The following is an 11,912-nucleotide window of genomic DNA, read 5'->3' as shown; positions in this document are numbered from 1 at the left end:
TCCCGGCATGATACAACGGAAAGAGGAGTTTTTATTTTAGATAGAGAGAGAAGATGTTTATGGGGGAGCTTATGTCTAAAAAATTAGTAAAGCCTATTTTAAATGGTATTTTATTTCTCGGCGTCTTTTTATTTGCTCATACATACTTAAAAAATGTTTCCTTCACACGTTATTTACTTGTCGTTATACCAATGTTGCTCGTTGGTATGTTTGGCATCGACCTTATTTTATCCATTTTAATAAAAGAAGAAAAATAACGAGCAGGGCCGTCCCAAAAATATTCCGGGATGGCTTTCTTTTATTAATGGATTATGTTTTATCGTTTAGTCGATATAATATTTCCCTATCTTAACTAAAAGATGCAACTTTTAAACAGTCCCTTTTCATTTCATAATCAGCTTATGTTACAATGAGATTCGGCACTAAGCGAGAAAGGATGAAACAACATGACAAACGAAAAAGGTTTAGATAAAGGGTACGAACTTGTTGCAAAAATGCATGAAGTATTCGGACATCCCGTAACAAATACTCCAACAAAATTAACAGAAGAACGTGCAAAAATCCGTGCGAGTTTTATGCAAGAAGAGCTAGAAGAATTTCTAGAGGCAACGACTGTTGAAGATCAATACGATGCACTAATTGACCTTATTTACTTTGCATTCGGCACGTTTGCCGAAATGGGCGTACGTCCTGATAAAGGATTCGAAATTGTAAATAACGCAAACATGGCAAAACTATTCCCTGACGGGAAACCTCGATTCCGCGAAGGTGACGGCAAAATTCTAAAACCAGAGGGCTGGCAAGCACCAGAACCACAACTTCGTGCTGAAATCGAACGTCAACGCCAAGAAGCTGAAAAAAACTGCTAGGATTTCCTAGCAGTTTTTTATTATGTCTTTTTTTCTGGCAATCATTAATGTCCCACGTGTCCAGCGTGCCCTGCTGCTCCACTAATACTAGCCGCTCCTGCTGCTGCCCCCGCTGCTCCTGCTCCAATTCCACCTGTCCAAGGAGAAGATTGTTGTTGATACTGTTGGTATTGTTGGTGTTGTTGGCCTTGGTGACCTTGGTGGCCTTGGTGGCCTTGGTGACCTTGATGGTGATGGTGTCCATGATGACCTTGGTGGCCTTGATGATGATGTCCATGTTGACCTTGGTGAGTTTGATAAAGAACAGCCTGCGGATGTATATGATGGTGTCCGTGGTGATGTACTTGTTGTTGATGATGTCCATGATGACCATGGTGACCTTGTTGTTGATGATGTCCATGATGACCATGGTGACCTTGGTGGTGATGGTGTCCATGATGGCCATGGTGACCTTGGTGGTGATGGTGTCCATGATGGCCATGGTGACCTTGGTGGTGATGTCCATGATGGCCATGGTGACCTTGATGATGGTGTCCATGATGACCGTCGTGGTGGCCATGGTGACCATAAAAACCTTGTGGATAACCACCTACTCCGCCTGCCACAACACCTACTCCCGGTACCGGAAATCCTGTTTGTACTCCTCCAACGAAAGATGGGAATGTAGTTGGTACGCCCACTGGTACTCCTCCCGCTGCTCCGCCTACAAATGTTGGGATTCCTGTTTGTACGCCAGCTACTGATGTTGAAAAACCTCCAGGTGTTCCACCCATCCAGCTCGGAATTCCGCCATATCCTTGTTGTCCGCCTCCCATTAACATCATTTGTTCATAACTATCCGATCCACCTCCGAAAAAGCCATGTGGTGCATTATTGTCCATCCCTTTCATTCCTTTCACCTCTTCTACTCAATTTAGCCTACCTTTTTTATCATATTTCCTATAGAAAAATAGGTGTTTGTCTGTATTGGAATTCCGCTCTTTTATTTGTACGTAGTGGAATAATTGAAAGCTTAGACTAAGGTGATCCAGAAATTATTTTCTACACAAAAAAGCTCAGAGCATAAATACTCTGAGCTTTTATTTAGAATATATTAGTTTGCAACAACGTTAACAAGTTTTCCAGGAACTACAATTACTTTACGAACTGTTTTCCCTTCAATTTGGTCCTTAATTGCTTCAAGTGCAAGTTGTTCCATTTCTTCTTTTGATGCGTCTTTACTCATTGTTAGTTTTGCGCGAACTTTACCCATAACTTGAACAACGATTTCAACTTCATCTTCTACAAGTTTAGACTCATCAAATGTTGGCCAGCTTGCATATGTGATTGTTTCATTGTATCCAAGTTTGCTCCATAGCTCTTCCCCGATGTGAGGTGCAACTGGTGCAATCATTTTTACGAAACCTTCTACATATTCTTTCGGAAGTGTTTCAGCTTTGTATGCATCGTTAATGAATACCATCATTTGAGAAATCGCTGTGTTGAAGCGAAGCTCTGCATAGTCTTCTGTTACTTTCTTCACTGTTTGGTGGTAAGCTTTTTCAAGCTCTTTATTTGGTGCATCAGTAATTTTCTCACTTAATTCACCGTTATCTTGAACGAATAGACGCCATACGCGGTCTAGGAAACGACGAGCTCCGTCAAGACCATTTTCAGACCAAGCGATTGAAGCATCTAATGGTCCCATGAACATTTCGTATAGACGAAGTGTATCTGCACCGTGGCTTGCTACGATATCATCAGGGTTTACAACGTTACCTTTTGATTTACTCATTTTCTCGTTGTTTTCACCTAGAATCATACCTTGGTTGAATAATTGTTGGAACGGCTCTTTCGTTGGAACTACACCGATATCGTATAATACTTTATGCCAGAAACGAGCATATAGTAAGTGAAGTACAGCGTGCTCTGCTCCGCCGATATAAATATCAACTGGAAGCCATTGTTTTACTTTTTCAGGATCTACAAGTGCTTCGCTATTGTTTGGATCGATGTAACGTAAGTAATACCAGCAGCTACCAGCCCATTGTGGCATTGTGTTCGTTTCACGACGACCTTTTTTACCAGTCTCAGGATCAACAACATTTACCCACTCGTCAATGTTAGCAAGTGGTGATTCACCTGTACCTGAAGGACGGATGTTGTCTGTTTTCGGAAGAACTAATGGTAATTCTTCTTCTTTTACAGCTGTCATTGTGCCATCTTCCCAGTGAATAACTGGAATTGGCTCACCCCAGTAACGTTGACGGCTGAATAACCAGTCACGTAGACGGTATGTTACTTTTTGATTTCCTGCGCTCGTTACTTCAAGCCATTCAATCATTTTTGCGATTGCTTCTTCTTTATTTAAACCATCAAGGAATGCTGAGTTTACGTGTTCACCATCACCTGTGTATGCTTCTTTCGTAATGTCTCCGCCTTTTACAACTTCCTTCATTGGAAGATTGAACGTTGATGCGAATTCATAGTCACGCTCATCATGAGCTGGAACTGCCATTACAGCACCTGTTCCGTAAGTTGCAAGAACGTAATCAGCGATCCAGATTGGTAATTTCTCACCATTTACTGGGTTAACTGCGTAAGCACCAGTGAATACACCAGTTTTCTCTTTCGCAAGTTCTGTACGCTCTAAATCACTCTTCATTTTTACAGAATTAATGTAAGCTTCTACAGCTTCTTTTTGTTCAGCAGTTGTAATGTCAGCAACAAGTGCATGTTCTGGAGCAAGTACACAGTAGCTTGCACCAAATAATGTATCAGGACGCGTTGTGAAAACTGTGAACTTCTCGTCTGTACCATCGATGTTGAAGTGTACTTCGGCACCTTCAGAACGACCGATCCAGTTACGTTGCATATCTTTTAAGCTTTCTGGCCAATCAAGCTCATCTAGATCTTCTAATAGACGATCTCCGTAAGCTGTAATTTTTAACATCCACTGTCTCATCGGACGACGCTCAACTGGATGTCCACCGCGCTCACTCTTACCGTCAATGATTTCTTCGTTTGCAAGTACTGTACCAAGTGCTGGGCACCAGTTTACAGGTACTTCATCAACGTAAGCTAAGCCTTTTTCAAATAGTTTTAGGAAGATCCATTGTGTCCACTTGTAGTAGTTTGGATCTGTTGTATTTACTTCACGGTCCCAATCGTAAGAGAAACCTAATGATTTAATTTGGTTACGGAATGTATTAATATTATGCTCTGTAAATTCAGCTGGGCTGTTTCCAGTATCAAGTGCATATTGCTCTGCTGGAAGACCGAATGCATCCCAGCCCATTGGATGAAGAACGTTATATCCTTGCATACGCTTCATACGAGATAAAATATCTGTTGCTGTATAACCTTCTGGATGTCCTACGTGTAAGCCTGCACCTGATGGATATGGGAACATATCTAGTGCATAAAATTTTGGTTTTTCTGTCTCATCTGGCGTACGGAATGTTTTATTCTCTTCCCAGTACCCTTGCCACTTCTTCTCAATTTCTTGATGATTAAAGCTCATGAGATACCCTCCTTGAAATTCTATTTATTTTCACCGCCCAAAATACAAAAAACCTCTCATCCCTAGAAAGGGACGAGAGGTTATAGATTCCCGCGGTACCACCCTAAATTAATGTACAAATATACATTCGCTTAGATCCGTAACGTGGATTAACGGCAATTGCTACTATTAGTTTCACAACTGCAACTCAAAGGCGAGTTCATAACGAAACGTGGATTGACTTGCACCGACCGTCAACTCTCTAAACCAGCTTCTATTACTACTACTCCTTCTCACTGTTATTACACATATGAGTTAATTTGAACTACCCTCCACTTCGTATCTCTAAAGAGCTTACTTAAAGCGGGGCTTCTCGGTTAATCGTTACTTTTAATAACTAACGAATTCGTCTTAAGACAGCCGAGCTATCTCCCTTGTTCTAAAGGTTGTTTTATTTAAATATATTCTAAAACATGTGAACATGTTCCGTCAAACTAAACTGCAATTTTTTCTTCAACTGTTTCTTCTACTTTTACTCGTTTATCATAAATACTCGTTGCGATAAGCGCTACTACAAGCATTACCATGATTGCTATAAACAATACTTCCATATTGTATAAATCCACAATTGCTCCGCCAACGACCGGCCCGAACATTTTCCCTACAGTCGCCGCACTATTTACAACACCTTGATAAAACCCTAACTTATCTTTTGGCGCAAGTATATTTGCAATCGTTGGAACTGCTGGCCATACGAATAACTCACCAATTGTTAATGTTACCATCGCAACGAGGAACATCGTAAATTGCTGCGCTTGACTTAATACAATGAATGACACTGCAAAAATAAGAATCCCAATCATAATTTGTTGTTTTAACGAACGCTTCATCCAGCGAATTAACATACTAACTAGTGGCTGTGCACAAACGATCATCGCTCCGTTTATCGTCCATAATAAACTATAGTGACGAAGACTAATATTTAACTCTTGCATATGTGTTGCAATTGCTCCTTGCCATTGTACGTATGTAACCCAGCATAAAGCATATGCTACACATACGATAAGAAGTGCTTTGAATCCAGGTGTAAGCGACCAACCTTTTTTCGTTTCCACTTCTTTTTGTACTCCTGGCTCTTTTTTGTCTTCCATACCACGGAATCCAATAAAAGCAATTAAGAAGAAAACAAAGTATAAAATAAAGTTTGCTAAGAAAATATAATCAAAACGATACGATGCAACTAATCCACCACACGCTGTTCCGATCGCAATACCAACGTTTTGTCCAACATACATCGCATTAAATGCTCGTCTTCCGCCCTCTGGCCAAACCGTACCAACCATCGCATACATCGATGGGAAGACCATTCCAGAACCAAAACCGATTAACGCTAGCCATACAACATATAATGGCCAACCGTGGAAGAACACAAGACCTAAAATCGATACGAGTGTAATGACAATCCCTACTAAAGTTGATTTATAACCGCCCCATTTATCAAATAAAACACCGCCGAGCAAGTTTCCGATTACACCAGTAAGCGAATTGATCATTAATACCATTCCGGCCACAGATAAAGATTTTCCTAGGTGATCATGCAAATAAATTGTATTAAAAGGCCATAAAAAAGAAGCACCCGTGACATTAATAATCATCCCAGCTACTAATAGCCATACTTTCCTTGGCATAGTCTCCCCTCCTATTCTATTTTTTCGTTCATCTATAACAGTAAAATTGTAGTCGTTTTTAAATAGGAAGGCAACTGATTAATAGTTGATGAAATTCAGATAATGGTTTGTCGGTAAATGAAATTATATTGATTGCTGTTTGAAAATATATCGGCGATTTTGGAAATATATCGACGATTATTAAGATATATCGACGATTCTCGAAATATATCAGCGATTATTAAAATATATCGACTTACCGACAAAAAACGACAACAGCAACACTATATAAAGAGGCTGCATGAACTTCATGCAGCCTCTTTATACTATCCGACTTCCTTTTCTCGCTTTGCACGTTCTTTCGCACTCCATTTAAATACCTTATCTAGTAGAGAGTATATTCTCCCAGACTCTTTCGTTAATAACGGTCCTAACGATGCCAATATTAAAACATATAAAGCAGAGAACGGTTTAATCGCTGCCATTAAGCCACCCGCAATGCCGATATTAGCAACAATAATGGAGAACTCTCCACGCGATACAAGTGTTAAACCGATATTCGTAGAAGCCTTATGCGATAACCCGGCTTTACGTCCCGCCATCATTCCAGCTGTAAAATTACCGATGAGTGTAATGAGCACTGCTCCTAATGCCAACCACACTGCTCCTCCAAGGGAAAACGGATCTATGCTTAAACCGAAGCTGAAAAAGAATATGGCTCCAAAGAAATCACGGAATGGGACAACGAGTTTCTCAATTCGATCACTATGCTCTGTTTCAGAAAAGACGAGTCCTAACAATAACGCTCCAATTGCCTCAGCGACATGAATCGTTTCTGAAAATCCTGCTACGAAGAATAAAATAGCGAATATTACGATAATAAAAATTTCATTTGAGGAAATATCTAATATTTTATTTAAAAACGGCGTAGCTTTTCTAGCGATTACAAAGAATAGTAGCATATACCCTACTGCGATTAACACCGATGTAAGAGCACCTACAAATGATGTGGCACCACCGAGTACTAACCCTGAAACGACCGATAAATATACAGCTAAAAAAATATCATCAAACATGATGATTCCTAATATTAATTCAGTCTCTTTATTACCAGATCTTCTTAAATCAACAATGACTTTTGCAACAATTGCACTTGATGAAATTGTAATGATTCCAGCAATAATTAACGTCTCTAATAAGGGAAATCCCACCACATATCCATAAAGCAAACCTAATGAGAAATTAAGTGATATGTGAACAGTCCCCCCAAAAGCAATCGACTTTCCTGATTTAATTAATTTTTTAATTGAGAATTCTAAGCCTAAGTAGAATAGGAGGAATATGACGCCAACACGGCCGAGGAATGAAATAACTTCTCCGCTTTCAATAAACCTTAAATCGATAAGTCCTAAATCGGGGGCATGAGGCCCCACTAACATACCGAGTATAATGAGAAACGGAATAATCGAGAACTTTAACTTCGCAGCGAGGATGGCTGCAAAAGCTACTAATACTAACGCAGTTCCAACTTCAAAGATTAAAGTATCCATCGATTATGAATCACCTCCTGCTGAAAGCAATTCATTAATAATTCTTTTCACTTCATGTCTCGCGCCCGATAACACGAGCATATCGCCAGCTTCAATAATAGAGTCTGGTCCTGGATTAAAGAATTTCTTCATATTCTTTTTTAAAATAGCAATAATCGTTACGTTATATGTTTTTCTGACATGTAAGCTACCAATTGTTTTTTGTACGACTGGTGCGTTATTTTCCACCTTAAACCATTCAATTGATAGTCCTTCAAAAGCCATCTCAATTGTGTCTAAAGCTTGCGGTCTATATACCATTCCGCCTAATATAGCCGCAATTTGTCTCGCTTCAGAATCACGAAGAGAAATACTTGAAATACTTTCATCATGATCTGCATCAAAATGATACATTTCTCTTCGGCCATCATCGTGAATAACAATAACCAGCTTTTCATTACCTTTTGTAATTACTTCAAACTTACATCCAATGCCCGGTAATTCACTCTCTCGAATATTCATATTCCCGCCTCCTAAAGTTTTTAGTTACGGCTTTTACAAATCAACATCAATCTCGGTTTTAAATTCTTCATCTTTTGAGATTCCTAAATACTTGAGCGTCTCTGAAGGTGTCGCGTGATGAAAATGCTTTTGCAATAGTGCAATCGCTATCCCTCTTTTGTATGCATGAAATCCAAACGTTTTTCTCATTGAGTTTGTTCCGATTTTACCAACAATCCCAACCGCTTCAGCAGCATTATGAATGACACGATACGCTTGTTGACGTGTAATTGAATTTTTCGTTTTATTAGATTGAAATACGTAGTTTTCTCTTTTCACATCAATAGATTGTACGTACTCTAAAAGTGCTTCTTTTACTTTTGTATTTAAATAAATATCTTGTTTAAACTTTTCATCTTTCACAGGAAGAGAATAAAACTCTTTAACAGTTCCATCTTCATTTAATACCTCTTCAAATTTCATACTAAGTAGCTCAGTAATCTTTAATCCTGTGTTAATTCCAATAACAAATAAAAGATAATCTCGCTGTGAGTGCTCTTTTAAATACTTTTTCATCGCCTCAATTTGGCTTATATCTTTTAATGCCTCTACAACTTCCATACATGTATTCTCCTCATCTTATGAACGGTAATTTTCTCATCATGTTGTCCATTTTACCTTATCACGCTATGAGATTTCCATGTATTATCCATTATTTTTACAATATACTTTTAAGCTCGGAAATTTATAATTGTGCAAATACAGTAGGGGTAGGAATAATAGGGGATACAAGTTCAGCCTCTTTCTACAGATCGGATTCCTCCTTTCCTTATCCAGCTGCTTCTACTTTTATATTATGTTACTTATTTACATTATATTATATATTTCAGTAACATTAAAGTATTTTTTCTGAAAATAATAAAAACCGAGCAATTTCGCTCGGTTTTTATTAATCTTCTTTCGGAAGAACAATTCCTTTATACAATTGAACTGTAATGAAGTAATAAATCGTGTAAATAACTACGAAAATTATGATTGGTACCCAAATACGGAAGTACGGATCGATTAAAATAAATCCGAAAATATTCATACCAACTAATACGTGAGCAATACCTACAATTGCTGGGAATAAGAAGACTAAGAATAACTCTTTATAAATGGATTTCGTTAATAATTCACGGCGCACCCCGATTTTACGAAGCATTTGATAACGTGTAATATCTTTTGATGCACCAGAAAGAATTTTGAACATTAAACAACTTGCCATCATTGCTAAGAAAGCAATTCCAAGGAAGAATCCCATAAACACTGTTCCGCTCGCAACGCCATAGAACATGTCGTAAGCTTGATATTTACTATCTAATCTTTCAGCTTTTACATTTTTATATTTATCTAGCTGCAACTCGTCAAGTTTTTTCCATTCTTTTTTATGTGCTTCAAAATCATCTGTTTTTCCAGTAAATACAATTCCTTCTTTACCATTTACAGTATCGTACATTTTTTGATCTACAATTTTAATTGCATGATCTTCATGTACGTAGAATGGCTCGATTGTTCTGAAAGCCTCGTCCCATTCTTGTGGAAGTTCTTTAGCACTCGCACCTTTTTCATTCATTTCTCTAGAAACTGCACCCACTGGTAGTTCCTCTGAAACTTTTTTCGTGTTCACTATATCCTTCATTGATTTGATATTTGACATATCTTTTACTAAAGGACGATTTTTCTCTAAATCTTCTTTTACATAGTAAACGTATTTATCATCGACTTTGTAACGATATTCGCTTTTCTCTTTAAATGTAATATCGTCTAAAATTTTCTTTTCTTCAGCAGTTGGATTATGAACTACTGAATCATATATTACGAAACCATCAACCATTTTTATAACGTTATTTTTAAACGCCATACCACCTGAAATGGCACCGGCTCCAAGCGCAACTAACATCGCTACTGTTGCAAGTACCTTTGTTAAGCTATTAATACGGAAGTTTAATTGTGCAAATGTAAAAGCGTTAAGCCCTTTTTCACTACGCTTTTTATTACTTTTTAACTTTTTAATAATAACAGGAAGAAGTGATCCAAATAACATGTAAGTACCAGCTGTTGTTGTCACTAATGCAATAAGGATTCCCATTTCTCTTAGTTTTTCCATGTAAATCATCGATGCATAGCCAATGCCTAATAAAATAACCGCTAGGAATGCAACTACACCTGTCATTTTTCCTTTTACCGCAACACGTTCTGTTTGTGCATCTGCATGTACAAGTTGCAGTACAGAAATACGTGATAACTTAATACTATTCATAATTGCTGATAATACAAATAGTGCTAAGAAGAAAATGCAAGTAACGGTCATTGATGGAAGGTAAAATGCTTTATAGCCTTCACCAGCAAACTCTAATTGTTTCATTAACAACTGTCCGATACCTTCTGCAAGTCCTACACCAACTGTAATACCGATCGCAAGAGACGCAGCGCCTAATACGATTGTTTCGATAAACATAAGTAATGTAACTTTATGCTTTTTTGCTCCTAACATCATATACATACCAAACTCTTTTTGACGAAGAGATAATAAGAAAGAGTTCGCATATAAAATATAGAAGAACGTTATAATAGCAAGTAAAAATGAACCTGCTTGGAATACAAATCCAATTGATTGAATAACTGAGTTGGATTCAATAAACGCCTTATTTAGTGCTAACGTTTGGAACATATAAAAAATTGAAATCGACATGACAAGACCAACAAGTAAGACGATATAATCTTTCAGCTTACTTTTTAGTCCTGACATGGAAAGTTTGAATAACATGCCTTAGAACCTCCTTTCTTACGCTTTTTGTGTGCCTAAGTCTGCTAGCACATCTAAAATCTCTTTATAAAATTCTTCACGTGTACCGCCTCGGTGAATTTCTTTATATAGCTCACCATCTTGAATGAATAAAATACGCTGACAGTAACTTGCACTGTACGGATCATGTGTAACCATCATAATAGATACGCCTTGATCTTTATTTAAGTTTGTCATCGCATCAAGTAAACTCGTTGCATTTTTAGAATCAAGCGCTCCTGTTGGCTCGTCCCCTAAAATAATTGCAGGCTCATGCACTAACGCACGTGCTGCTGCTGAACGTTGCTTTTGTCCACCAGATACTTCAGATGGATACTTTTGAAGAATAGCTGAAATGCCTAACATATCTGCTACTTTTTCTACTTTTGGCCCAATATTTCGCGACGAGACACCTTGAAGAGAAAGTGGAAGTGCAATGTTTTCGTAAATAGATAAATTCTCTAATAAGTTAAAGTCTTGGAAGATGAATCCTAACTTTTGTGAACGGAAATCTGAAAGCTCACCTTGCTTCATTTTTGTAATATCCGTTCCCGCAATTTCAACAACACCGCCCGTTGCTTTATCTAGCGTTGAAATTACATTTAATAATGTCGTCTTACCAGAACCAGATGGTCCCATAATCCCAACAAACTCACCCTCTTGAATTGAGAATGATACACCTTTTAATGCATGTGATTGGTTCTCACCTTTTTTACCGTACACTTTTTGAACGTTTTTCACGTCTACAACTGGTTTCGTCATATATATCCTCCTACGCTTGTTTTTCCATTACCTATTTTGCGCCTTTTGGAGATGAACTGCTATTTGTTAACATTACAATTACCTTACACTTTTGTAAGATAAAAAAGGTGTGTTTGTAAGCTTGGCTTTTACTACTAGTGACATAGTGAATCGGTAACTGAAATTATATCGGCGATTTTTCAAATATATCGACGATTCTCCTACTTTTATCAGCGATTTTTTTAATATATCGGCGATTCTCCCACTTTTATCAGCGATTTTATATATATATCGACT

Annotated in this window: 10 protein-coding genes and 1 other annotated feature; of the genes, 2 read left to right on the top strand and 8 right to left on the bottom strand. The window is 37.9% G+C overall.

What is annotated here, in order from left to right; genetic code table 11:
• Positions 1–71: 71 nt before the first annotated feature.
• Positions 72–257: a hypothetical protein gene (locus tag QCI47_RS03690; protein WP_000038782.1), complete on the top strand. Its 186-nt coding sequence runs from the start codon at positions 72–74 to the stop codon at positions 255–257.
• Between the two features lie 189 nt (positions 258–446).
• Positions 447–869 (top strand): pyrophosphohydrolase domain-containing protein, encoded by a 423-nt coding sequence (locus QCI47_RS03685; RefSeq protein ID WP_000180554.1) that lies wholly within the window; start codon positions 447–449, stop codon positions 867–869.
• Positions 870–913: 44 nt separating this feature from the next.
• On the opposite strand, the gene QCI47_RS03680 is transcribed toward QCI47_RS03685, so the two are convergent.
• From QCI47_RS03680 to QCI47_RS03645, 8 genes are all read right to left on the bottom strand, one after another.
• Positions 914–1,768 carry a hypothetical protein gene (locus tag QCI47_RS03680; protein WP_309423389.1) on the bottom strand — a complete coding sequence of 285 codons (855 nt, stop codon included), beginning with the start codon at positions 1,766–1,768 and terminating at the stop codon, positions 914–916.
• 194 nt (positions 1,769–1,962) lie between these two features.
• Positions 1,963–4,371, bottom strand: coding sequence for a leucine--tRNA ligase (gene leuS / locus QCI47_RS03675; RefSeq protein WP_000009457.1), 2,409 nt, complete (start codon positions 4,369–4,371; stop codon positions 1,963–1,965).
• A gap of 65 nt (positions 4,372–4,436) precedes the next feature.
• Positions 4,437–4,656 (bottom strand) — a binding site (T-box leader).
• Between the two features lie 188 nt (positions 4,657–4,844).
• Positions 4,845–6,038, bottom strand: a complete 1,194-nt coding sequence (locus tag QCI47_RS03670; RefSeq protein ID WP_001137564.1) for an MDR family MFS transporter — start codon at positions 6,036–6,038, stop codon at positions 4,845–4,847.
• Positions 6,039–6,343: 305 nt separating this feature from the next.
• Entirely contained in the window at positions 6,344–7,567 is a 1,224-nt protein-coding gene (locus QCI47_RS03665; RefSeq protein ID WP_309423384.1) for a cation:proton antiporter, read from the bottom strand.
• A gap of 3 nt (positions 7,568–7,570) precedes the next feature.
• Positions 7,571–8,068, bottom strand: coding sequence for a cation:proton antiporter regulatory subunit (locus tag QCI47_RS03660; protein WP_001026041.1), 498 nt, complete (start codon positions 8,066–8,068; stop codon positions 7,571–7,573).
• A gap of 33 nt (positions 8,069–8,101) precedes the next feature.
• Complete coding sequence (locus tag QCI47_RS03655) at positions 8,102–8,668, bottom strand: tyrosine-type recombinase/integrase (protein ID WP_000454218.1); 567 nt, start codon at positions 8,666–8,668, stop codon at positions 8,102–8,104.
• A 328-nt stretch (positions 8,669–8,996) separates the two neighbouring features.
• Complete coding sequence (locus QCI47_RS03650) at positions 8,997–10,856, bottom strand: FtsX-like permease family protein (protein ID WP_061132020.1); 1,860 nt, start codon at positions 10,854–10,856, stop codon at positions 8,997–8,999.
• Between the two features lie 18 nt (positions 10,857–10,874).
• A complete protein-coding gene (locus tag QCI47_RS03645; RefSeq protein ID WP_000165846.1) occupies positions 10,875–11,636 on the bottom strand; it encodes an ABC transporter ATP-binding protein in 762 nt (253 codons plus the stop codon).
• Positions 11,637–11,912: the final 276 nt, after the last annotated feature.

Source organism: Bacillus cereus group sp. RP29 (genome assembly GCF_040459765.1).
GTDB classification, from domain to species: domain Bacteria; phylum Bacillota; class Bacilli; order Bacillales; family Bacillaceae_G; genus Bacillus_A; species Bacillus_A paranthracis.
The sequence above is the reverse complement of the archived record's forward strand: the minus strand, read 5'-3'. Positions and strand labels throughout refer to the sequence as shown.

What these genes read in the sequence shown, in the direction of transcription:
- leuS (WP_000009457.1), bottom strand. Translation starts at nt 4,371, where the DNA reads ATGAGCTTTAATCATCAAGAAATTGAGAAGAAGTGGCAAGGGTACTGG.
- QCI47_RS03685 (WP_000180554.1), top strand. Translation starts at nt 447, where the DNA reads ATGACAAACGAAAAAGGTTTAGATAAAGGGTACGAACTTGTTGCAAAA.
- QCI47_RS03670 (WP_001137564.1), bottom strand. Translation starts at nt 6,038, where the DNA reads ATGCCAAGGAAAGTATGGCTATTAGTAGCTGGGATGATTATTAATGTC.
- QCI47_RS03690 (WP_000038782.1), top strand. Translation starts at nt 72, where the DNA reads ATGTCTAAAAAATTAGTAAAGCCTATTTTAAATGGTATTTTATTTCTC.
- QCI47_RS03650 (WP_061132020.1), bottom strand. Translation starts at nt 10,856, where the DNA reads ATGTTATTCAAACTTTCCATGTCAGGACTAAAAAGTAAGCTGAAAGAT.
- QCI47_RS03655 (WP_000454218.1), bottom strand. Translation starts at nt 8,668, where the DNA reads ATGGAAGTTGTAGAGGCATTAAAAGATATAAGCCAAATTGAGGCGATG.
- QCI47_RS03665 (WP_309423384.1), bottom strand. Translation starts at nt 7,567, where the DNA reads ATGGATACTTTAATCTTTGAAGTTGGAACTGCGTTAGTATTAGTAGCT.
- QCI47_RS03645 (WP_000165846.1), bottom strand. Translation starts at nt 11,636, where the DNA reads ATGACGAAACCAGTTGTAGACGTGAAAAACGTTCAAAAAGTGTACGGT.
- QCI47_RS03660 (WP_001026041.1), bottom strand. Translation starts at nt 8,068, where the DNA reads ATGAATATTCGAGAGAGTGAATTACCGGGCATTGGATGTAAGTTTGAA.